This is a genomic window from Streptomyces sp. V3I8 (assembly GCF_030817535.1).
Classification (GTDB): Bacteria; Actinomycetota; Actinomycetes; order Streptomycetales; family Streptomycetaceae; genus Streptomyces.
Genome location: NZ_JAUSZL010000002.1, coordinates 2242264 through 2263588, shown reverse-complemented (window position 1 = coordinate 2263588; position 21325 = coordinate 2242264). Strand labels below are relative to the sequence as shown.

At 72.8% G+C, this 21325-nt stretch carries 18 protein-coding genes; 7 read left to right on the top strand and 11 right to left on the bottom strand.

The window, feature by feature from the left end:
• Window positions 1-254 precede the first annotated feature (254 nt).
• Both QFZ75_RS09955 and QFZ75_RS09950 read right to left on the bottom strand, forming a co-directional pair.
• A complete protein-coding gene (locus tag QFZ75_RS09955; protein ID WP_307535663.1) occupies window positions 255-1283 on the bottom strand; it encodes a LacI family DNA-binding transcriptional regulator in 1029 nt (342 codons plus the stop codon).
• Complete coding sequence (locus tag QFZ75_RS09950; RefSeq protein WP_307535661.1) at window positions 1280-3700, bottom strand: glycoside hydrolase family 2 protein; 2421 nt, start codon at window positions 3698-3700, stop codon at window positions 1280-1282. The genes QFZ75_RS09955 and QFZ75_RS09950 overlap by 4 nt, the downstream gene beginning before the upstream one ends.
• Window positions 3701-3859: 159 nt before the next feature.
• On the opposite strand from QFZ75_RS09950, the gene QFZ75_RS09945 reads away from it, so the two are divergent.
• From QFZ75_RS09945 to QFZ75_RS09935, 3 genes are read left to right on the top strand one after another with little or no spacing between them, the layout of a single operon-like run.
• Window positions 3860-5176, top strand: coding sequence for an ABC transporter substrate-binding protein (locus QFZ75_RS09945; RefSeq protein WP_307535659.1), 1317 nt, complete (start codon window positions 3860-3862; stop codon window positions 5174-5176).
• Complete coding sequence (locus QFZ75_RS09940) at window positions 5176-6129, top strand: carbohydrate ABC transporter permease (RefSeq protein ID WP_307535657.1); 954 nt, start codon at window positions 5176-5178, stop codon at window positions 6127-6129. Before QFZ75_RS09945 ends, QFZ75_RS09940 begins: the two co-directional genes overlap by 1 nt.
• Window positions 6126-6965: a carbohydrate ABC transporter permease gene (locus tag QFZ75_RS09935; RefSeq protein ID WP_307535656.1), complete on the top strand. Its 840-nt coding sequence runs from the start codon at window positions 6126-6128 to the stop codon at window positions 6963-6965. Before QFZ75_RS09940 ends, QFZ75_RS09935 begins: the two co-directional genes overlap by 4 nt.
• A gap of 111 nt (window positions 6966-7076) precedes the next feature.
• Here the strand turns inward: QFZ75_RS09935 and QFZ75_RS09930 are convergent, their stop codons facing one another.
• The 3 genes from QFZ75_RS09930 to QFZ75_RS09920 all read right to left on the bottom strand — a co-directional run bounded on the left by QFZ75_RS09930 (window position 7077) and on the right by QFZ75_RS09920 (window position 10332).
• On the bottom strand, window positions 7077-8363 hold the full coding sequence (locus QFZ75_RS09930) for a ribonuclease D (protein WP_307535654.1): 1287 nt from the start codon (window positions 8361-8363) through the stop codon (window positions 7077-7079).
• A 145-nt stretch (window positions 8364-8508) separates the two neighbouring features.
• The gene (locus tag QFZ75_RS09925; RefSeq protein ID WP_055514175.1) at window positions 8509-9171 is read right to left on the bottom strand and encodes a response regulator transcription factor; all 663 of its coding nucleotides are present in this window, start codon (window positions 9169-9171) and stop codon (window positions 8509-8511) included.
• A 534-nt stretch (window positions 9172-9705) separates the two neighbouring features.
• On the bottom strand, window positions 9706-10332 hold the full coding sequence (locus QFZ75_RS09920) for a DUF3000 domain-containing protein (protein ID WP_373465835.1): 627 nt from the start codon (window positions 10330-10332) through the stop codon (window positions 9706-9708).
• 223 nt (window positions 10333-10555) lie between these two features.
• Here QFZ75_RS09920 and hemE point away from each other — a divergent pair, with 223 nt between their 5' ends.
• Window positions 10556-11623, top strand: a complete 1068-nt coding sequence (gene hemE, locus QFZ75_RS09915) for a uroporphyrinogen decarboxylase (protein WP_307535650.1) — start codon at window positions 10556-10558, stop codon at window positions 11621-11623.
• Between the two features lie 80 nt (window positions 11624-11703).
• On the opposite strand, the gene QFZ75_RS09910 is transcribed toward hemE, so the two are convergent.
• Window positions 11704-12513, bottom strand: coding sequence for a rhomboid family intramembrane serine protease (locus QFZ75_RS09910; protein WP_307535648.1), 810 nt, complete (start codon window positions 12511-12513; stop codon window positions 11704-11706).
• A gap of 103 nt (window positions 12514-12616) precedes the next feature.
• Between QFZ75_RS09910 and QFZ75_RS09905 the strand changes: the two genes are divergently transcribed.
• On the top strand, window positions 12617-12973 hold the full coding sequence (locus QFZ75_RS09905) for a hypothetical protein (RefSeq protein WP_307535647.1): 357 nt from the start codon (window positions 12617-12619) through the stop codon (window positions 12971-12973).
• A gap of 87 nt (window positions 12974-13060) precedes the next feature.
• Here QFZ75_RS09905 and QFZ75_RS09900 read toward each other — a convergent pair whose 3' ends face one another.
• Together QFZ75_RS09900 and QFZ75_RS09895 are read right to left on the bottom strand one after the other, a co-directional pair.
• Window positions 13061-14461, bottom strand: a complete 1401-nt coding sequence (locus tag QFZ75_RS09900) for an FAD-dependent oxidoreductase (protein ID WP_307535645.1) — start codon at window positions 14459-14461, stop codon at window positions 13061-13063.
• Window positions 14462-14488: 27 nt separating this feature from the next.
• Window positions 14489-15442 carry a DUF4349 domain-containing protein gene (locus tag QFZ75_RS09895; protein ID WP_307535643.1) on the bottom strand — a complete coding sequence of 318 codons (954 nt, stop codon included), beginning with the start codon at window positions 15440-15442 and terminating at the stop codon, window positions 14489-14491.
• Window positions 15443-15593: 151 nt separating this feature from the next.
• On the opposite strand from QFZ75_RS09895, the gene hemG reads away from it, so the two are divergent.
• Together hemG and hemQ are read left to right on the top strand one after the other, a co-directional pair.
• Window positions 15594-17099 carry a protoporphyrinogen oxidase gene (gene hemG, locus QFZ75_RS09890; RefSeq protein WP_307535641.1) on the top strand — a complete coding sequence of 502 codons (1506 nt, stop codon included), beginning with the start codon at window positions 15594-15596 and terminating at the stop codon, window positions 17097-17099.
• Between the two features lie 4 nt (window positions 17100-17103).
• The gene (hemQ, locus tag QFZ75_RS09885) at window positions 17104-17835 is read left to right on the top strand and encodes a hydrogen peroxide-dependent heme synthase (protein WP_307535639.1); all 732 of its coding nucleotides are present in this window, start codon (window positions 17104-17106) and stop codon (window positions 17833-17835) included.
• A gap of 77 nt (window positions 17836-17912) precedes the next feature.
• Here the strand turns inward: hemQ and QFZ75_RS09880 are convergent, their stop codons facing one another.
• From QFZ75_RS09880 to QFZ75_RS09870, 3 genes are all read right to left on the bottom strand, one after another.
• Window positions 17913-19481: an alpha/beta hydrolase gene (locus tag QFZ75_RS09880; protein WP_307535638.1), complete on the bottom strand. Its 1569-nt coding sequence runs from the start codon at window positions 19479-19481 to the stop codon at window positions 17913-17915.
• 151 nt (window positions 19482-19632) lie between these two features.
• The gene (locus QFZ75_RS09875) at window positions 19633-20403 is read right to left on the bottom strand and encodes a TIGR04222 domain-containing membrane protein (protein WP_307535636.1); all 771 of its coding nucleotides are present in this window, start codon (window positions 20401-20403) and stop codon (window positions 19633-19635) included.
• Window positions 20404-20525: 122 nt separating this feature from the next.
• Complete coding sequence (locus QFZ75_RS09870; protein ID WP_307535634.1) at window positions 20526-21299, bottom strand: DUF4142 domain-containing protein; 774 nt, start codon at window positions 21297-21299, stop codon at window positions 20526-20528.
• Window positions 21300-21325: the final 26 nt, after the last annotated feature.

Sequence of the window (21325 nt, the reverse complement as noted above, 5' to 3'; positions counted from 1 at the left end):
CCAGTCCCATGGCGGGGAGCGGCGAAGGTCACACTCGCAGTGTCCCCGCCGAACGGCCCGCGTCCACACCCGCGGGCGCGTCGTGGCCGGGCGCGCGGTTCCCCGCGCCCCTGAAGGGCGCGTGGTGCGCGGGCCGTGGTCGACGTCTGCGCGTGCGTCGTGGCCGGTCGGCGCGGTTCCTCGCGCCCCTGAAAAGCACGGGGCGCGAGGAACCGCGCGAACAGGTCCCACGGGCCCGCACGCGGCGACGGGGCTCAGCGGGGCGGCGCCGTGGACCCCCGTGGGGTCAGTTCGGGGGTGGGTACGGGATGCGACCCGGGGTCCTCCCCGGTGATGACGCCGAACAGCGTCCGGGCGACCTCCGCCCCGAACCCGTGCACGTCATGGCTCATCGCCGACAGCGTCGGATGCGTCAGCCGGCACAGCTGCGAGTCGTCCCAGGCGAGCAGCGACACGTCCCCCGGCACCGAGAGCCCCATCTCGGCGGCGACCGCGAGCCCCGCCACCGCCATGATGTCGTTGTCGTACACGATCGCGGTCGGCCGGTCGGCGGCGGACGCGGAGAGCAGGGACCGCGTCGCCCGCGCCCCCGCGTCCCCGGAGAAGTCCGTCGCGACCTGCCACGCCCCGGCGAGCCGCAGCTCCCGTGCGGCGGTGTCGAACGCGGCGGTACGGATCGCCGTGTGCCCGAGCCCCGCCGCCCCGCCGACCCGGGCGACCCTCCGGTGCCCGAGCGCCACGAGGTAGCGCACGGCCTCGGTCACGGCGCCGGCGTCGTCCGTCCACACGGAGGTGAGTCCGCCGGTCAGCGACGGGTGCCCGACGGCCACCACGGGCATCCCGAGCCGTCGGACGGCGTCCACCCGCGGGTCGTCCGCCCGGAAGTCCACCATGATCGACCCGCTGACGTGCCTGCCCCGCCACCAGGCGTCCTGCAGTCCGACCTCCTCCTCCACCGACCGCAGCAGCCGCAGCAGCAGCGAGCACGCGTGCTCGGTCAGCACGCTCTCCACACCCGAGATGAACTCCATGTAGAACGGTTCGAGCCCGAGCAGCCTGGCCGGCCGGCAGATCGCGAGGCCCACCACGTCCACGCGGCGGCCGGCCAGCGAGCGTGCGGCGAGGTTCGGCGCCCAGCCCAGCTGGCGGGCCGCCTCGAAGATCCGGTCCCGGGTCGTCTCGGACAGCCCCGGTCGGTGGTTGAAGGCGAGCGACACGGCCCCCTTGGACACGCCGGCGCGAGCCGCGACGTCCTTGATCGTGACGCGGGACGGTGTCGTCATCGTGCGGGCTCCACGCAGTACAGGGCGGAGCGTACGGTCTCCGCGTCCGGGTCCCCCCGAGTCTCCCAGCCCCGCACCCCGATGGTGACGCGTTCGCCCGGGAGGAGCGTCACGAGCCCCCGGTCGGCCGTCGCGGAGGGCGCCAGCCGGTCGGCCTGCAGCAGCAGGTCCCGTACCAGCGTGTGGGCGGTGACCACGACGGTGACGGTGTCCCTCCCCGGCGCGACCGCGACGTCGAACCGGGGCCCGGGGTAGGGGATCTCCCGGTCGGCGACCGGGAAGTGCAGGCCGCGCAGCCCGTCCGCGTCCGCCACCAGGAACTCCTCGGGCCCCACCGGTGCCAGCCCCCGCGGTACGGGCAGGGCGGCGACCGCCCGCGCGCCCGCGGTCAGTTCCACGGCGGCCCGCGCCACCACCGCGCCCTCCACCGACATCCGGCGCAGCACCGTCCGGCACGCCCACGGCTCGGCCGACTGGTTGACGGCCGCCAGGACGAGGCCGCCGGACCGTGGCCGGAGGGTCAGCAACCGGTCCGCGTACAGCCGCTTCAGCTCGTGGTAGAGCGGTTTCTCACGGCCGTCCCCGTCGATGGCGGCCCAACTGGTCACCGGCCAGCAGTCGTTGAGCTGCCACACGATCGTGCCCGCGCACACGGGCCAGTGCGAGCGCCAGTGCTCGACACCGGCGGCCACGGCACGCGCCTGGTTGACCTGGGTGAGGTAGTGCCACCGGTCGAAGTCGGCTCCGGAGAAACCCTGTCCGGGCACGGCGAAGTGCCGGGCGAGTCCGCGTGCCAGCTTCCCGTTCCCGTCGTCGGCCTTCTGGTGGTGCAGCATGCCGGGGGAGTCGGGCGCGAGCTCCTCGCCGGGCAGGGCGCGCCGCAGGGTGGCGTACGCGGGCGGTGCCTGCCAGCCGAATTCGGCCACGAACCGGGGGACTTCGAGCCGGTAGTCCGCGTAGTCCCGCCGGTTCCACACCTCCCACGAGTGGTGGGTGCCGTGCGCCGGGTCGTTCGGGTGGTGGTCCCAGGAGCCGGACCAGGGGCTGCCCGCCGCGTACGGGCGGGTCGGGTCCGATTCCGCGACGATCCGCGGCAGCAGCCCGAGGTAGTAGCCCTCGCCCCACGAGTCCCCGGCCAGCGGCCGCTGCCAGTCCCAGTCCCGGAAACCCCACAGGTTCTCGTTGTTGCCGTTCCACAGCGCGAGCGAGGGGTGCGGCATCAGGCGTACGACGTTCTCGCGCGCCTCGGCCTCCACCTCGCCGCGCAGGGGCTGTTCCTCCGGGTAGGCGGCGCAGGAGAAGGGGAAGTCCTGCCAGACCAGCAGGCCCAGCTCGTCGCAGGCGTCGTAGAAGTCCTCGCTCTCGTAGATGCCGCCGCCCCAGACGCGTACGAGGTCCACGCCCGCGCCGGCCGCCTGGGCCAGCCGGGCGCGGTACCGCCCCCGGGTGATCCGGGAGGGCAGGACGTCGTCCGGGATCCAGTTGACGCCCCGGGCGAAGAGCCGCTCGCCGTTGACGACGAAGGTGAAGCCGGAGCCGTGCTCGTCCTCCCGGCGGTCCAGCCCGACGGTCCTGAAGCCGATGCGCCGCCGCCAGACGTCCAGCGGCCCGCTCCCGTCGGCCAGGGTCAACTCGACCTCGTACAGAGGCTGTTCCCCGTATCCGCGCGGCCACCACAGGTTGGCGTCCGGCACGTCCACGCGTATCACCGCACGTGTACCGACGACCTCCGCGACGGCCCGCGCGCCCGTGTCCACGTCGCCGACCCGGGCGCTCAGGGTGAGCCCGCCCGCCGCCCGCGACCGCTCCACCTCGACGTGCAGTTCGACGTGTCCCACGCCCTGTCCGACCGTCACGAGCGGACGCACCCGGGCCGTCCGCGCCGTCGTCCAGTGCTCCAGGCGGACCGGCCGCCAGATGCCGGCGGTCACCAGTGTCGGACCCCAGTCCCAGCCGAACGAGCAGGCCATCTTGCGCAGGTACTGGAACGGCCCGGGGTAGACGTTCGGCCGTTCCCCGACCTGCCCGCGCACCGCCTCGGCCTCGTCGTACGCGGACCGGAAGCGGACCGAGAGCCGGCCGCTCAGCCCCGTCACGTCGAAGCGGTACGAGCGGTGCATGTTCCTCGTGGAGCCCAGGAGCCGTCCGTCGAGCCGGACCTCGGCGACGGTGTCGAGGCCGTCGAAGACGAGGTCGGTCCGCTCGTGCCCGCCCGGCGCCGGGGCGAGCGTCGTCTCGTAGGTCCAGTCGCGCCGCCCGACCCACGCCACCTCGGTCTCGTGCCGCCCGAGGAAGGGGTCCGGGATGATCCCCGCCGCCAGCAGGTCCGTGTGCACGCAGCCCGGCACCGTGGCCGCCAGCGCGTCCCCCTCGTGCCGCAGGACCCATCCGTCGTGGACCGGCGTGACATCCAGCATGCGGACTCCTAAAGCGGTATAGGTACATGCCGACCATGCGTGTTCACTACTCAGTAATCCTTGGCGAAATAAGGACTTTACCGGTTTAGTAACGACTGCCAGAGTGCGGAACCAGCCATCCCACCCGTGCTCGTCCGTCCCCGAACGGAGCTGGTGCAGATGAACCGCCGCACGAAGACCGCCGGAAGCCTCCTCGCCGCCGTACTGCTGGCCGCGGGCTGTACCGGGAGCGGAGGCACGTCGAAGGGTGAGGACGCCGAGGCGGCCGCCGACCCGGGCAAGGTGTCCGGGTCGATCACGGTCCTCACCCACCGGACCGACCTCGTCCAGGACGGCACGATGAAGAAGTACGCCGCCGCGTTCCACAGGACCTACCCGAAGGTGAAGGTCGAGTTCGACGCCCTCACGGACTACGAGGGCGAGGTCAAGATCAGGATGAACACCGAGAACTACGGCGACGTGCTGATGATCCCCTCCGTGATCAAGAAGAACGACTACCCGAAGTTCTTCGCGTCCCTCGGCACGCGGACGGAGCGCGCGAAGAAGTACCTGTTCACCGACTTCACCACGGTCGGCGGCAAGGTCTACGGGCAGAGCCCGATGGGCGCGCTGCCCGGCTTCCTCTACAACAAACGGGTCTGGAAGGAGGCCGGGATCACCGACTGGCCCACCACACCCGCCGAGTTCCTCGACGGGCTCAAGGCCGTCAGGTCCCGGACCGACGCGATCCCGTACTACACCAACTTCAAGGACATGTGGCCGCTGACGCACTGGACGTACGTCGACGGCGCGGTCGGCTGCGACCCGCGGGCGACCTCGCGGCTCGCCACGGGCGACCCGTGGGCGAAGGGCGAGGACCTGCGCGTGGGTGACACGCTGCTGTACGACATCGTGCACGGCGGGCTGGCCGAGAAGGACCCGACGACCACCAACTGGGAGGGGTCCAAGCCCAAGCTGGCCAAGGGGGGCATCGCCACGATGTGGCTGGGCTCCTGGGCGATCACGCAGTTCCGGGCGGCGGCGGAGCAGGCCGGCGCGAACCCCGACGACATCGGCTTCATGCCCTTCCCGGCGCAGCGGAACGGGAAGCACTGCGCGACGATGTCGCCCGACTACAACCAGGCCGTGAACGTCAACTCGGACCACAAGGAGGCGGCCCGCGCCTGGATCGACTGGTTCACCGACAGGTCCGGTTACGCGGCCGACAACCTGACCCTCTCCCCGGTCAAGGGCGCCCCGCTGCCCGAGGTCCTGCGGCCGTACGAGGACGCGGGCGTGAAGCTCATCGAGCTGGACGACGCCAAGGGCGCGGTCGTCAAGGAGATCGACAACGAGTCGGAGATCGGTCTCTACAAGCCCGACTACCGCCAGGACCTCGTCGACCTCGCCCGCGGCGCCAGGAAGGGCAGCCTGGACGACTTCCTCGGCGACCTGGGCGAGCGCTGGGAAGAGGCACGGAAGGCCACGGGGTCCTGATGCCGGACACCACCGGCAGGGCGCGGCCCCCGCGGGCCGCGCCCGCCGCCCGCACGGCACACGCCCGCGACCGGGCCCCGCGCCGGCTGCGTCTGCGGCGGGGCCTCACCCCGTGGCTGTTCCTGGCCGCCCCGCTGGTCCTGCTGATCACGTTCACGTACGCGCCGGTCGCCAACATGGTCGCGTACAGCTTCACCGACTGGGACGGCGTCAGCCCCGAGCTGAACTACACGGGCGCCGAGAACTACGTCGAACTCCTCACCCGGCCCGAGCTGTTCGAGGTCTTCTTCGTCAGCGGCTACTACCTGGCCGCCTCGGCGGTCCAGATCGTCGTGGCGCTCTACTTCGCCACGGTCCTGAGCTTCGACGTGCGCTTCCGGAACTTCTTCAAGGGCGTGCTGTTCTTCCCGTACCTGATCAACGGGGTCGCGATCGGTTTCGTCTTCCTCTACTTCTTCCAGGACGGCGGCACGCTCGACTCGGTGCTGAGCCTCTTCGGCGTCCACCCGGACCGCGCCTGGCTCGGCACCCCGGTGTCCGCGAACGTGTCCCTGGCCGGAGTCTCCGTCTGGCGCTACCTGGGCCTGAACTTCGTCCTGTTCCTCGGCGCGATCCAGTCCATCCCGGGGGAGCTGTACGAGGCCGCAGAGCTGGACGGGGCGAATCGCCGGCACCAGTTCCGGTACATCATCGCGCCCGGCATCAGGCCCGTACTCAGCCTGACCGTCATCCTCTCCGTCTCCGGCTCGCTGTCCGCCTTCGAGGTGCCGTTCATCATGACCGGGGGCGCGACCGGCACGGAGACCTTCGTGATCCAGACGGTGAAGCTGGCCTTCCAGTTCGACAAGACGGGGCTCGCCTCGGCGGCCGCGGTCGTCCTGCTCCTGATCGTCCTGGCGGTGACCTGGGTGCAGCGACGTCTCGTCCCCGACGACAAGGTGGACCTCGTATGACCCGCGTCTCGCGTGCCCGGGCCGCCCGGGCCCTCACCTACCTGTCGCTGGTCGTCGCGAGCGTGGTCGTGCTGCTCCCGCTCCTCGTCGTCCTGCTGACCTCCCTCAAGTCCGGCAAGGAGATGGCGAACGACAGCGGGGCGCTGCAACTTCCCGACAACCCGCTGAACTTCGACAACTACGTGACGGCGTTCCAGGACGGCCGGATGCTCTCGGCGTTCGGGAACACGGCGTTCATCCTGCTCTTCTCCGTCACGGGCACGGTGATCATCGGGTCGATGGCGGCGTACGCGATCGACCGCTACACCTTCCGGTTCAGGAAGCCGGTCGTCGCGCTCTTCCTCGTCGCCGCGCTCGTCCCCGGGGTGACCACCCAGGTGGCGACCTTCCAGATCATCGACAGCTTCGGCATGTTCGACAGCCGCTGGGCGCCGATCGTGCTCTACACGGGCACGGACATCGTCTCGATCTACATCTTCCTGCAGTTCGTCCGGTCGATCCCGGTCTCGCTCGACGAGGCCGCCCGGCTCGACGGCGCGAGCGCCTTCACGATCTACCGGAAGATCATCCTGCCGCTGCTGAGGCCCGCGATCGCGACGGTGGTCATCGTGAAGGGGATCACCGTCTACAACGACTTCTACATCCCGTTCCTCTACATGCCGTCCGAGGATCTTGGCGTGATCTCGACGTCCCTGTTCCGCTTCAAGGGCCCCTTCGGAGCGCACTGGGAGAACATCTCGGCGGGAGCGGTCCTGGTCATCCTGCCGACCCTGCTCGCCTTCCTGTTCCTGCAGCGCTACATCTACAACGGCTTCACGAAGGGCGCGACGAAGTAGCCCCGTCAGGGGCGCGGGGAGCCGCGCGGCCGGCCACGACGGGCAGTCGGCCGCGACGGATCCGTACCCGCCACGGCGACCGGGCGACCGGTCGGCCCAGAAGGGCCGGACTCACTCCTTGGTCCTGGCCCCGGCGGCCAGCGCGGCGACAAGCACGGGTGTGACCTGCTCGACCTGCCAGGCCCGGGCCCCGTACCCGGCAAGGGCGGCCGCGACGGACGCCGCGTCCGGAACGGCTGGCGGCTCCCAGCACACCCGCCGCACCGTGTCCGGGGTGATCAGGTTCTCCTGCGGCATGTTGAGCGTCTGCGCCAGGGCGGAGACGGCGGTCCGCGCCGCGGACAGCCGTGCCGCGGCGGCCGGGTCCTTCTCGGCCCAGGCGCGCGGCGGCGGCGGCCCGGTCATCGGCTGGCCCGGCTGCGGCAGCTCGGCGTCCGGCAGGGCCTTCGCCCGCTCCACGGCCGCCTGCCACTGCTCCAGCTGACGCCGGCCCATCCGGTGCCCGAAGCCGTTCAGCGCGGCGAGCGCGTGCACATTCGCCGGGACGGCCAGCGCGGCCTCGATGATCGCGCCGTCGCCGAGGATCTTGCCCGGCGAGATGTCCCGGCGCTGCGCGGCCCGGTCCCGGGCCTCCCACAGCTCCCGTACGACCGCCATCTGCCGCCGGCGGCGCACCTTGTGCATGCCGGAGGTACGGCGCCACGGGTCCTTGCGGGGCTCCGCCGGGGGCGCCGAGGCGATCGCGTCGAACTCCTGGCGGGCCCAGTCCAGCTTGCCCTGCCGGTCGAGTTCCTTCTCCAGCGCGTCCCGCAGGTCGACGAGCAGCTCCACGTCGAGCGCGGCGTAGCGCAGCCACGGCTCGGGCAGCGGGCGGGTCGACCAGTCGACCGCCGAGTGCCCCTTCTCCAGTACGAAGCCCAGGACGCCCTCGACCATCGCGCCGAGGCCGACCCGCGGGAACCCGGCGAGCCGGCCGGCCAGCTCGGTGTCGAACAGGCGGCTGGGAACCATGCCTATCTCCCGCAGGCACGGCAGGTCCTGGGTCGCCGCGTGCAGCACCCACTCCACACCGGAGAGGGCCTCGCCGAGGCCCGACAGGTCGGGGCAGGCGACGGGATCGACGAGCGCGGTGCCCGCGCCCTCGCGGCGCAGCTGCACGAGATACGCGCGCTGGCCGTAGCGGTAGCCGGACGCCCGCTCGGCGTCCACGGCGACGGGGCCGGTGCCGGCGGCGAACGCCGCGATCACCTCGGCGAGCGACTCCTCGTCGGTGATCACCGGCGGAATTCCGTCACGGGGCTCCAGCAGAGGGATCGGCGCCGGTTCGACGTCGTCCGGAGGAGCGCCTCCGGTGGTTCGCAGTGAACTGTCTGCTGCGGTCTCTTGGGCGTCGGTCACCTGTCAAGGGTATCCGTGTATGCACGACACCCGTCGACGGAACGTTCCGTCGACGGGTGTCAGGGGGGCGTAAACCAGTCAGGTCGGTGAATCCTGGACCGGTGGGCCGTCCCGGTTCATGCGGAGGGGGCCGCCGCGCCGTGGATCAGTGGATGATTCCCGTGCGCAGGGCCACCGCCACCATGCCGGCGCGGTCACCCGTGCCGAGCTTGCGGGCGATACGGGCGAGGTGGCTCTTGACGGTCAGCGCGGACAGGCCCATCGAGACGCCGATGGCCTTGTTCGACTGGCCCTCCGCCACCAGCCGGAGCACCTCGACCTCGCGGCCGGACAGCTCGCGGTAGCCACCCGGGTGGCTCGGGGAACCCGGGGGGCGGCGGTGCATACGGGCGGCCGCCGAGCCGATGGGGGCGACGCCGGGCCGGGTGGGGAGCCCCACGTTCGTACGGGTGCCGGTGACGACATAGCCCTTGACGCCGCCCGCGAGGGCGTTGCGCACGGCGCCGATGTCGTCGGCGGCCGACAGGGCCAGGCCGTTCGGCCAGCCCGCCGCTCTGGTTTCGGACAGGAGGGTGAGGCCGGAGCCGTCGGGGAGATGGACGTCCGCGACACAGATGTCGCGGGGGTTGCCGATGCGGGGACGAGCCTCCGCGACGGACGAAGCCTCGATCACGTCGCGAACACCGAGCGCCCACAGGTGGCGGGTGACGGTGGACCGCACACGGGGGTCGGCCACGACCACCATCGCGGTCGGCTTGTTCGGGCGGTAGGCGACCAGGCTTGCGGGCTGCTCGAGGAGAACGGACACCAGGCCTCCTGGGGTGCGGGACGGGGGGGACCGGCTGTGGAGGTGAAGCCGGGACGAACCGTGCTTTCAAGGTCACAGAGGTCTTCGGCACCAAACCCGTCCGCCTTTAGAGAATGATCACGATTTGGTGAGTAATGATGCGGGCAATTCGGACGCACGAGCGATCATCCGAAGATCGAAACGAGTCCGGTCCGCTTCGATACGAGGCTGAAAGTGGTCGTATCGATAAAAGGGCAAACGTGTTTTCGTGCAGGCCGCGGCCGGTTCGGGGGCGCGCGGGGAGCACATCGGAGCACGTTCGGCGCGTTCGCGCGGCACGTCGGCTCCTGTTGGCGCCCCGGAAGGGTGGTGGGCGGCCGAGGGTTGACCGCGAGCGGGTGGAAGGGGCCGGCACCCCCTGCGCGGCACCCCGCCGCGCGGCACATGACGGAGCTGCACATGACCGAGCGGCGCATGACTGAAGCCGCACCTCTCATGAGGTACGGCTTCAGGTGGGCCCCCGCCGGGGCCGCGGGGCGGTGCCTGGCGGGGCGCTCAGCGGCTCTGGGGCCCCCGTCGTTGCGGCAGGGTGACGATCGAGGCGTCACCGGGGGCCGCCGGCGGGAGCCCGGCGATCTGGGCGAGGAGGTCGCACCAGGACGCCAGGTGGGCGGCGGTGTCGGGGACGCCGCCCAGGCCTTCGCGCGGGGTCCAGGAGGCGCGGATCTCGATCTGGGACGCCGGGGGCCGCTCGGACAGGCCGCCGAAGTAGTGGGAGCCGGCCCGGGTGACCGTGCCGCTGGGCTGCCCGCAGGACAGGCCGCGGGACTGGAGCGCGCCCATCAGCCAGGACCAGCACACCTCGGGCAGCAGCGGGTCGGCGGCCATCTCCGGTTCCAGCTCCGCGCGCACCAGCGTCACCAGGCGGAACGACCCCTGCCAGGCGTCGTGCCCGGCCGGATCGTGCAGCAGGATGAGGCGGCCGTCCGCCAGGTCCTCGTCACCGTCGACGACGGCGGCCTCCAGCGCGTACGCGAACGGCGCCAGCCGCCGCGGCGCCTTCGTCGGATCGATCTCGATCTGCGGCCTCAGCCGCGCGGCCCTCAGCGCGTCGACGGCGGCCCGAAACGGCAGCGGTGCCGACTCCGTCGCATCCCCTTCCCCCTCCTTCGGATCGTCCATTCCGCCAGCGCCGTCCGACAGTCGTCCCTGAGCCGCAGCCATGCGGGGAAGATTAAGGGGAACGGGGCCTCCGTGCAGGGACAGACACCCGTGCGCCGGACCACTGTCCGGATCCCGTTGCCGAAAAGCGCCCCCGAAAGCGGCGGTTCGCGGAGGTACCGGGCGGGACGCCGCCGTGCCGGACCGGCCCGAGGCGTCCGCGGACCGTGCGAGACTTTTCGTCGTGAGCGTCATTGACCGCCCCCAGGGCCAGCAGCCGACCGCGACCTACGACTCCGCCTTCCTCAAGGCGTGCAGGCGTGAACCCGTACCGCACACACCCGTGTGGTTCATGCGGCAGGCCGGGCGCTCACTGCCGGAGTACCTGAAGGTGCGCGAGGGCGTCCCCATGCTGGAGTCCTGCATGCGGCCCGACCTGGTCACCGAGATCACCCTCCAGCCGGTCCGCCGGCACCACGTGGACGCGGCGATCTACTTCAGCGACATCGTCGTCCCGCTGAAGGCCATCGGCGTCGACCTGGACATCAGGCCCGGCGTGGGCCCCGTCGTCGGGAAGCCGATCCGCACCCGCGCCGACCTGGACCAGCTGCGCGAGCTGACGCCCGACGACGTGTGGTACGTCACCGAGGCCATCGGGATGCTCACCCGTGAGCTCGGCCCGACGCCCCTCATCGGATTCGCGGGCGCCCCCTTCACCCTCGCGAGCTACCTCGTGGAGGGCGGCCCCTCCCGCAACCACGAGCACACCAAGTCGCTCATGTACGGCGACCCGCAGCTCTGGGCCGATCTGCTCGACCGGCTCGCCGGCATCACGGCCGCGTTCCTGAAGGTGCAGATCGAGGCGGGCGCCTCCGCCGTCCAGCTCTTCGACTCCTGGGTCGGCGCCCTCGCCCCCGCCGACTACCGGCGCTCCGTGATGCCCGCCTCCGCGAAGGTGTTCCGGGCCGTCGAGGAGTACGGCGTCCCGCGCATCCACTTCGGCGTCGGTACGGGGGAGCTGCTCGGGCTCATGGGCGAGGCGGGCGCGGACGTCGTCGGCGTCGACTGGCGGGTGCCGCTGGACGAGGCGGCACGGCGGGTCGGCCCCGGCCGGGCCCTCCAGGGCAACCTCGACCCCGCCGTGCTGTTCGCCCCGACCGGGGTGGTGGAGGAGAAGGCGCAGGAGGTCCTCGACGCCGCCTCGGGTCTTGAGGGGCATGTGTTCAACCTCGGGCACGGGGTGCTGCCGTCGATGGACCCGGACGCGCTGACCCGGCTCGTGGAGTACGTGCACGTTCGGTCCGAGCGCTGAGGGTCCACCGGGCCGTTCCCCGTCCGCGGGCCGGTGGGGGCTTGGCGCGCGGTTCCCCGCGCCCCTGACGGGGCGCGGGCCTACCAGCGGTGGCCGGCCCTCCTGCCCCACAGGAGGCCCTTCGGTTCCGGTGCGGGCGGGGTGCCGCGGCGCAGGGGCCAGGCGAGGAGCATGCCCGCGAGGAAGCCGACCACGTGGGCCACGTACGCGACCGTGCCGGCCTCGGAGATGCCGGTGCCGGACGAGTACACCGCCTGCAGGCCGAACCAGAAGCCCAGCACGATCCAGGCGGGCAGCCGCAGCGGCAGGAAGATCAGGAACGGCACCAGGACCCAGACCCGGGCCCTCGGATAAAGGACCAGGTACGCCCCCAGCACCCCGGCGATCGCGCCCGACGCGCCGATCAGCGGGTCGCCCGAGTCGGCGTTGACCAGCGCGAAGCCGTACGCCGCCGCATAGCCGCAGACCCCGTAGAACAGCAGGTAGCGGATGTGGCCGAGGCGGTCCTCGATGTTGTTGCCGAAGATCAGCAGGAAGAGCATGTTGCCCAGCAGGTGCACCCAGCCGCCGTGCACGAACATCGCCGTCAGGACCGACAGCTGCGGCGACTTGTCGTAGCCGGGCGGACCGACCACGCAGCCGGGGCCGCCGGCGCCGGCACCCACGGCCCCGGTCGGGACGCTCGTCGGGAGCTGCCCGTGGATCAGCTCCCGCGGCACCGCCGCCCAGTGGTCCAGGAACGCCTGCAGGTGGCACAGCTGGGACAGGCCGCTCCCGCCGGTGAGTGCGCCCGGGGTGACCAGGAAGACCGCGACGTTGGCGGCGATCAGCGCGTACGTCACGTACGGGGTACGGCGTGCGGGGTTCACGTCGTGCACGGGTATGACCACGGGGGGATCCTGCCCCCGTTCGGGGCGTCTGAACGGGGGCGCGGCCGTATGCGTATGTTCCGGCAACCGCCCTTGGTCCCAGCAGACACGTGAGGAACAGGTCATGAACGACCGAGCCGCTCAGCCGTTGATCGCCACGCCGGACGGCGAGGCGGAACTCGCCGTGGTACTGCGGCTGTCCTGGGAGGACGTCGCCGCGCTCGGCCAGGAGGCGGGGCGGCTGGCCGCCAGCATGCAGCGGCCCGTGACGCTGGACGAGGCGGCGAGCCACCGGCTGCGGGGGCGGCAGGCGGGGTCGCACGCGCGCCAGGCCGCCGCCTCGGCCATGCCGGCCGCGGCGGCCGCGCCCACCGCTGTCGGCGGGGGTCAGGTCTCCGCCGTCTCCTCGTTGCCGCGGACGCCGGGGGAGCAGGCCCGGCAGGCCATAGAGAAGATCAACGGGAACGCCCAGGGGGCCTGAGCATCTCCTTCCGGGTGACCGCCGATGGGGGCCGAGCGCGTAGTTCCCCGCGCCCCCGTAAGGGCGCTCCCGTGACGGGGCGCGCCCTTACGGGGTGCTCTTCCGTACCGCCGACACCGCCTGGCGGGCCGCCACCAGGATGGGGTCCCAGACCGGGGAGAACGGCGGGGCGTAGCCGAGGTCCAGGGACGTCATGCGTTCCACCGTCATGCCCGCGGTGAGGGCGACGGCGGCGATGTCCACGCGTTTGCCCGCGCCCTCGCCGCCGACGATCTGGACGCCGAGGAGGCGGCCGGTGCGGAGCTCGGCGAGCATCTTCACCGTCATGGGATCGGCGTCCGGGTAGTAGCCCGCACGGCTCGTCGCCTCGATGGTGACCGACTCGAACCGCAGGCCCGCCCGGTGCGCGTCCTTCTCCCGCAGGCCGGTGCGGGCGATCTCCAGGTCGCAGACCTTGCTCACCGCCGTGCCGACGACACCCGGGAACGTGGCGTAGCCGCCGGCCACGTTCGAGCCGATGACCTGGCCGTGCTTGTTGGCGTGGGTGCCCAGCGCGATGTGGCGTTCGCTCCCCGAGACCAGGTCGAGGACCTCGACGCAGTCGCCGCCCGCCCAGATGTTCTCGTGGCCGCGCACCCGCATGGCCAGGTCCGTCAGCAGCCCCTGGTGGGCGCCGAGCGGCAGCCCCGCCGCCTCGGCGAGCGTCGTCTCCGGCCGGACCCCGATGCCGAGGACCACCACGTCCGCCGGGTACTCGGCGTCCTCGGTGACGACCGCCCGGACCCGTCCGTCCTCCCGGGTGAGGATCTTGGTGACCTCGGCGTCGTTCACCATCGTGATGCCCAGGCCCTCCATGGCGGTGTGCACCAGGCGGCCCATGTCCGGGTCGAGCGTGGCCATCGGCTCCCTGCCGCGGTTGACGACCGTCACCTCGTACCCGCGGTTGATCATCGCCTCGGCCATCTCCACGCCGATGTAGCCCGCGCCGATGACGACCGCGCGGCGGCCCTCCGTACGGCCGAGCGCGTCGATGAGGGCCTGGCCGTCGTCGAGGGTCTGCACCCCGTGCACCCCGGGGGCGTCGATGCCGGGCAGCGGCGGCCGCACCGGGCGGGCGCCCGTCGCGATCACGAGCTTGTCGTACGACGTCCACTCCTCGGCCCCGGACTCCAGGTCGCGCGAGCGCACCCGGCCGCCCTCCACGTCGAGTTCCGTGACCTCCGTCCGCATCCGCAGGTCGATCCCGCGTGCGCGGTGCTCCTCGGGCGAACGCGCGATCAGCTGGTCCCGGTGCTCCACGTCGCCGCCCACCCAGTACGGGATGCCGCACGCGGAGAAGGAGCTGAAGTGTCCCCGCTCGAAGGCGATGATCTCCAGTTCCTCGGGACCCTTCAGCCGGCGCGCCCGGGACGCGGCGGACATGCCCGCCGCGTCCCCTCCGACGACCACCAGACGCTCTTTCGTACGGTTCTCCCGGCTCATGCTCATGCGAACACGCTACGGGCGCCCGGCATTTCAGTCCCGCTCGGGCTCACCCGGGGCGGCCGCGCCGCGCGGTGTCCGGCCACGCAGGAAACGTACCCAGAGGAACAGCAGCAGCGCCGCGCCCACCAGGAACGGCAGCACCGCGCCCACGGCCAGGGCGATCCAGCGGAACATGGTGACGAACGCGTCCCAGCCGCCGCCGAGCGCGTCCGCGAAGCCGGGCTCGTCGTCCTCGGCGGTCTGCTTCACCGGTGTCTCCGACAGGGACAGCGTGATCGTGGCCAGGCTCGTCCGGTCCTTCAGGGAGGCCTGCCGGGCCAGCAGCGACTCCAGGTCGGCCTGCCGGGTGCTCAACTCGCCCTCCAGCGTGACCACGTCGCTCAGTTTGGAGGCCCGGTCCATCAGCTCGCGGATGCGCGCCACGCTGGCCCGCTGCGACGTGATCCGGCTCTTCACGTCGACGACCTGCTCCGTGACGTCCTCCGCCTTCGCCTTGCGGTCGACGAGCTTGCCCGAGCCCTCCAGTTCCTGGAGCACCTCCTCGTACGCGGCGGCCGGGATCCGCAGGACGACGCGGGAACGCTCGTGTCCCCCGGAGTCACGGTCCGTGGTCTCGTCGCCGACCACGCCGCCCGCGTTCTCCACCACGGTGCGGGTCTCGGCGAGGGACGTGGGCACGTCCTTGACCTGCACGGTCAGGGAGGCGGTGTGGATGATGTGGGTGGCCGGTTCCGCGGGCGCGGCGGCCCGCCCGTCCCCGGAGCGCTTCGCGCCGCCCGCGTCGAGGCCGGCCGCGCCGGCGGGCGCCTCCTCGGCGTTCTCCGGAACCGCGGCCTTGTCGCCGGCGGAGCTCGCGTCGCCGGCACCGCCCGCGGAACATCCCGTGACGGCGAGCGTGCCCGCGAGCAGCAGCGCCGCGAGGAACTGGACGGAACGTGCGGATCGAAGGCGGTACCCGGTCGTGTCGCTGCCGCGCGTCTGCATGTCGGCTTACCCCCGAAGGTGTCGTGATGACTGACGTTCCTTCGACGCCCGGGCCGCCCGGGACGTTGGCGTGTTCCGGTCCCGAAGCGGTCACGGTCCGGACTCGCCGGGGTAGCGCAGGAGCGCGGGCGGGGTCTGGGAGAGTGGAGGGATGCACGCAGACACACGTACGGGCACGGATACGGGAGCGGGTACGGGCGCGGGGCACGTGGTCGTCGTCGGGGGCGGCGTCGCCGGTCTGGCCGCCGCCCACCGGCTGCTGAACGGCGGCGCGCGCGTGACCGTCCTGGAGGCTTCGGAGCGGCTCGGCGGCAAGCTCCTGCCGGGCACGGTCGCGGGCGCCCGGGTCGACCTGGGCGCCGAGTCGATGCTCGCGCGGCGGCCCGAGGCGGTGGCGCTCGCCCACGAGGTGGGCCTCGCCGACCGGCTCCGGCCGCCGACGGCGGCGGGCGCCTCGATCTGGACGCGCGGCACGCTCAGGCCCATGCCCAGGGGACACGTCATGGGGGTCCCGGCGGACGCGGCCACCCTGCGCGGAGTCCTCTCCGACGAGGGCCTGCGCCGCATCGAACGCGACCGTGACCTGCCGCGCACCGAGATCGGCGACGACGTGGCGGTGGGCGGGTACGTCGCGGAGCGCCTCGGCCGCGAGGTCGTCGACCGGCTCGTCGAGCCCCTGCTCGGCGGCGTCTACGCGGGCGACGCGTACCGCATCTCGATGCGCTCGGCCGTCCCGCAGCTCTTCGAGGCGGCCCGTACGCACGCCTCGCTGACGGAGGCGGTCCGCGGGATCCAGGAGAAGGCGGCGAAGAACCTGCGGGCGGGCCCGGTCTTCATGGGCATCGAGGGCGGCGTCGGCCGGCTGCCGCTCGCCGTCGCCGGGTCGGTGCGCGCGCGGGGCGGCGAGATCGTCACGGGCGCACCGGTGACGGAGCTGCGACGGGAGGCCGGCGATCCGGCCGGCGCCGGTGCGCGCGGACGCTGGCGGGTCGTCGCCGGCGGCCGGGTGCTGCGCGCCGACGCCGTCGTCGTGGCGGTGCCCGCCGGCGCCGCGGCCGCGCTGCTCGGTGCCGAGGCCCCCGCCGCGGCGGCCGAGCTGGCGGCCGTCGAGTACGCGTCCATGGCGTTGATCACCCTCGCCTACCGCCGCGCGGAGGCCGTGCTTCCCGGAGGGAGCGGGTTCCTGGTGCCGCCCGTCGACGGGCGCACGATCAAGGCCTCGACGTTCTCGTCCCAGAAGTGGGGCTGGATCGCGGCGGAGAACCCGGACGTGGTGGTCCTGCGGACGTCGGTGGGCCGGTACGGCGAGACGGAGGTCCTCGGCCGCGAGGACGCCGACCTCGTCGACGTGTCGCGCCGCGACCTGCGTGAGGCCACCGGCCTCACCGCGGAGCCCCTGGAGACCCGGGTGACGCGCTGGGACGACGGCCTGCCCCAGTACCCGGTCGGGCACCACGCGCGCGTGGCCCGCATCCGCGAACACGTCGGCAGGCTGCCGGGTCTCGCGGTGTGCGGGGCGGCGTACGACGGGGTGGGGATCCCGGCCTGCGTCGCGAGTGCGAACGCCGCCGTGGACGCGCTGCGGGGCGACGCGCGGCTGCTGGACGCGCTGAGCGCGAACCCGGTGCAGAGTCTGCACGGGGGAGCGGGAGAATAGCCCCATGAGTGACGACGCTCCCACCACCGGCCAGGCCAGGACCCCGAACGCCGGCAAGAAGGCCAAGGACCTCAACGAGGTCATCCGCTACACCCTCTGGTCCGTGTTCAAGCTGCGCGACGTGCTTCCCGAGGACCGCGCCGGCTACGCGGACGAGGTCCAGGAGCTCTTCGACCAGCTCGCCGCCAAGGACGTCACGGTCCGCGGCACCTACGACGTGTCGGGCCTGCGTGCCGACGCCGACCTCATGGTCTGGTGGCACGCCGAGACCGCCGACCAGCTCCAGGAGGCGTACAACCTCTTCCGCCGTACGAAGCTGGGCCGCGCGCTGGAGCCGGTCTGGTCGAACATGGCGCTGCACCGGCCGGCGGAGTTCAACCGGTCGCACGTCCCGGCGTTCCTCGCGGACGAGACAGCGCGGGACTACATCAGCGTGTACCCCTTCGTGCGGTCCTACGACTGGTACCTGCTCCCCGACGAGGACCGGCGCCGGATGCTCGCCGACCACGGGAAGATGGCGCGCGGATACCCGGACGTGCGGGCCAACACGGTCGCCTCGTTCTCGCTCGGCGACTACGAGTGGATCCTCGCCTTCGAGGCCGACGAGCTGTACCGCATCGTCGACCTCATGCGGCACCTGCGTGCCTCGGAGGCGCGGATGCACGTGCGCGAGGAGGTCCCGTTCTACACGGGCCGCCGCAAGTCCGTCGCCGAACTGGTCGCCGGCCTCGCCTGAGCGCCCGTCAGGGGCGCCTCGCGGGGTGCACCCTCGCAGAGGCCGTACGTCGGCCGCGCCCCTGAAGGGCCGCGCCCCTAGCGGGGCGGGGCCGGCTTCGGTTCCTTGTGGGGGGCGCAGGTCGATTCGGGGGCCGGGACGCGGCCCTGGAGCAGGTACGCGTCCAGGTGGGCGTTCACGCACGCGTTGGGGCCGCCGCCGATGCCGTGCGCGCCCGCCGCCCGTTCGGTGACCAGGGCGGAGCCCGAGAGCCGCCGGTGCGTCTCCAGCGCGCCGGCGTACGGCGTCGCCGCGTCGCGTTCGGCGGCCAGGATGAGGACGGGCGGCAGCTCGCCAGGGAACGTGCGGACGTCGATCGGGCGACGGCGCGGCAGCGGCCAGTACGCGCACGGCAGGTTCATCCAGGCGTTGGACCAGGTCTCGAAGGGCGCCACGCGCGCGAGGCGGGTGTTGTCGCGGTCCCAGGTGTGCCAGGACCGCGGCCAGGGCGCGTCGTTGCACTCGACGGCCGTGTACACGGCCCTGCCGTTCTCCTGCTCCTTCGCCGCGTCCGGGTGCGGGCCCGCCTGCCGCACCAGCGGCTTCGGGTCGCCCTTCAGGTACGCGGAGAGCGCCGCCGCGCGCTGCGGCCAGTAGTCGTCGTAATACCCGGTGTCCAGGAACGCGCCCTGCAGCTGCCCCGGCCCGACCACACCGCCCGCGGGCTCGGCCGCGAGCCGTGCCTTCGCCCGCTCGTAACTGCGCTGCACCTCCTCCCGCGTGCGGCCCAGCCCGTACACCTTGTCGTGCCTCGCCGTCCAGGCGCGGAAGTCGGCCCAGCGGCGCTCGAAGGCGACCGACTGGTCGAGGTTGTTGCGGTACCAGACCTTCGCCGGGTCCGGGTTCACGACCGAGTCCAGGACCATCCGGCGCACGTGGGAGGGGAACAGCTCCGCGTACAGCGCCCCGAAGTACGTACCGTAGGACGCTCCCATGAAGGTCAGCCTCCGCTCGCCCAGGGCGGCCCGCAGGACGTCCAGGTCCCGGGCGTTGTTGACCGAGGAGAAGTGCCTGACGGCCCGGCCCGAACGCTCGACGCACCCCCGCGCGTACGCCTTCGCCCGTGCGATGCGCTCCTTCTTGTACGCCTCCGACGGGTGGGCCGGCGCGGGCGAGGGTCCCCGGCGCAGGGTCGCCGGGTCCTGGCAGGACAGCGGCGCCGAACGGCCCACCCCGCGCGGGGCGTACCCGACGAGGTCGTACGCCGACGCGATGCGCTTCCACTCCGGGACCATGCCGATCAGCGGGAAGTACATGCCGGACGCGCCGGGGCCGCCCGGGTTGAACACGAGGGAGCCCTGCCGCGGCACGGACCGCCCGCCGTCCTTCCCGGTCGCCCGCACCCGGCTGACGGTCAGCTCGATCTGCCGGCCGCCGGGGCGCGCGTAGTCGAGCGGAACCGTCACCGTGCCGCACTGCAGGGTGGCCGGTCCGTCCTGGTCCTCGGAGCACGTCCCGAAGCGGATGCCGTCGGCGGCGGCGCGTTCGGCGGCGACCGCCGTGCCGTACCGTTCGGCCCGGCCGGGCGGCGCGCCGGCGGCGGGCGCGGCGACGACGGCGGTCAGGACCAGGGACCCGACTGCTGCACAGAGCACGGCGGCTCGCATCGTGTTCCCTCTCCCCTCGGTGCACGGTTCGGTGCACGGCCGGCAGCGACAGAAGGGATGGTTCGTCCGGTGCCGGGCGAAGTAAAGGACCGGCTCGCCGATACCGGCCCAATGACCCCGATGCGCGCCCGGCACGCGCCGGGGCGCCCCCCTACAGGTACGGCTCGCGGTGTCCGAAGGCCGCCCGCAGATCCGGCTCACCGACCGCGCGGACGCCGCGCACGGCGACCGTCGTCAGGTACGTACGGTCGTCGCTGTCGGTGTCCGCCCGGCGGGCCAGGGCGCCGAGCAGGCGCTGCCCGGCCGGGGACGCCCAGCGGGTGCAGGGGTCGGCCTCGATCCGGGCGATGACGAGACAGCTCAGCGTGAGGACGAGGGGCAGCGCGAACCAGATGGCCACCAGCGCCCGCTCGCGCGGGTCCTGCAAGGGCGTCAGCAGCGCCACGGCGGCCAGCACCGGCACGGCCACCGCCGCCGACCGCACCTGGCGCACGGCGCCCGCCACGGTGGTGCGCGCGCCGTCCGGCACGGCGAGACCCGCCGCGACGAGCCGGTCGGCAAGGGCGCGTACGGACTCGGCGGCGGCCGCGCTCGTACGCACCGGCGCTATCCGGGACTGGCCGTCCGGGCCGATCGCGCCCAGTACCGAGCGCTCCATCTCGTCCCGGCCGCATGGGTCCACGACGGTCGCCCAGCCCGTGTGCGCGAGCAGCAGCCGGCGCTGGCGGGCCATCGACACGAGTGTCAGCTCGGCGACCCGCGCGGGGCCGCCGGACAGGAACGCGGCCTCGTAGAGCGTCAGGCCGCGGTCGCCGGGCGCGTACGTGTCGTCCGCGGCGGCGCGGACCGAGGCCAGGCACAGGCGCGTGCAGGCGGTGCCGGCCACGGCCCAGGCCAGGAGAAGGAGGAGGACCCAGAACATGCGGTTTTTCTATGCGACGCGGCCCGGTGGCGCCACGGTTTGTTCATATTTTGGACGAAGCATCGCCCTTGTGTGACGTTCCGCGTCGGCGGCCCTTTCGATTGCCGGTCCCTGTCCGGCCGTCACCGTCGGTCCTGCGCCGGCGGACCGGTCGCGGCAGGCGGCAGCGAGTAGCTCGGCACGGGCGACGGCGTCGCCGGGACGGGCGGTCTGGGGGAGGCCCTCGGGCCGGGCGGCGCGGGGGAGCCGGTGAGCGGGGGCGCGCTCGCGGAGGCCGCGTCCCGGGCCAGCGCGTCGAAGTCGACGAGCCCGGTGGCCTCCAGGACCGTGATGTGGTCCAGCACCGTGGTGTTCGCGTCGTCGGCGAGGCCGCGGACGAGCGAGTTGCGGGTGTTCGCGCGGATCTGGGCGACCAGGCCGAACACCTTGCCGTGTGCGGCGCGCAGGATGTTCGCGAACCGCCTGTCGTACTCCCCGCCCCGGGCCGCGCTCAGCGCGGTGAGCCAGCCGCGCTGCTGCTCGCTGGGCTGGTTGGGCAGTTCGAGGCCGAGCTGAGCGGCCACGTCGCGTACCCGCGCGTCCAGGAACGTGTGGCCCTCGACGAGGTGCTCGCCGGCCGTTCGCACGGATCGCGTCGTGCCGCGCTCCTCGGCCTGCTGGCCGGCGGGCAGTTCCCACAGGCCCGCGAGCCTGACCTTCGTGACGAACTCGCGGTCCGGCGCGGACAGCGGACCGAACCGCGTCGACACGGTGGTCGCGTTCAGCGTGTTCACGCCCGTGCCCGACCGGTCCGCGTACGACCAGATCGGGAAGGCCATCGCGACGAGGGTCGCCGCCAGGGCCGCGACGATGAGCCCGGTGCCGCCGAACGGTCCGCGGCCGTTGATGGATCGCATGGTGCCTCCTGTTGCGGCACCGCACG

Bases quoted from the DNA above. Each gene is read 5' to 3' on its own strand.
- QFZ75_RS09880 (WP_307535638.1), bottom strand. From the start codon at position 19,481: ATGCGAGCCGCCGTGCTCTGTGCAGCAGTCGGGTCCCTGGTCCTGACC.
- QFZ75_RS09895 (WP_307535643.1), bottom strand. From the start codon at position 15,442: ATGCAGACGCGCGGCAGCGACACGACCGGGTACCGCCTTCGATCCGCA.
- hemG (WP_307535641.1), top strand. From the start codon at position 15,594: ATGCACGCAGACACACGTACGGGCACGGATACGGGAGCGGGTACGGGC.
- QFZ75_RS09920 (WP_373465835.1), bottom strand. From the start codon at position 10,332: ATGGACGATCCGAAGGAGGGGGAAGGGGATGCGACGGAGTCGGCACCG.
- QFZ75_RS09940 (WP_307535657.1), top strand. From the start codon at position 5,176: ATGCCGGACACCACCGGCAGGGCGCGGCCCCCGCGGGCCGCGCCCGCC.
- hemQ (WP_307535639.1), top strand. From the start codon at position 17,104: ATGAGTGACGACGCTCCCACCACCGGCCAGGCCAGGACCCCGAACGCC.
- QFZ75_RS09905 (WP_307535647.1), top strand. From the start codon at position 12,617: ATGAACGACCGAGCCGCTCAGCCGTTGATCGCCACGCCGGACGGCGAG.
- QFZ75_RS09870 (WP_307535634.1), bottom strand. From the start codon at position 21,299: ATGCGATCCATCAACGGCCGCGGACCGTTCGGCGGCACCGGGCTCATC.
- QFZ75_RS09900 (WP_307535645.1), bottom strand. From the start codon at position 14,461: ATGAGCATGAGCCGGGAGAACCGTACGAAAGAGCGTCTGGTGGTCGTC.
- QFZ75_RS09950 (WP_307535661.1), bottom strand. From the start codon at position 3,700: ATGCTGGATGTCACGCCGGTCCACGACGGATGGGTCCTGCGGCACGAG.
- QFZ75_RS09875 (WP_307535636.1), bottom strand. From the start codon at position 20,403: ATGTTCTGGGTCCTCCTCCTTCTCCTGGCCTGGGCCGTGGCCGGCACC.
- QFZ75_RS09955 (WP_307535663.1), bottom strand. From the start codon at position 1,283: ATGACGACACCGTCCCGCGTCACGATCAAGGACGTCGCGGCTCGCGCC.
- QFZ75_RS09945 (WP_307535659.1), top strand. From the start codon at position 3,860: ATGAACCGCCGCACGAAGACCGCCGGAAGCCTCCTCGCCGCCGTACTG.
- QFZ75_RS09935 (WP_307535656.1), top strand. From the start codon at position 6,126: ATGACCCGCGTCTCGCGTGCCCGGGCCGCCCGGGCCCTCACCTACCTG.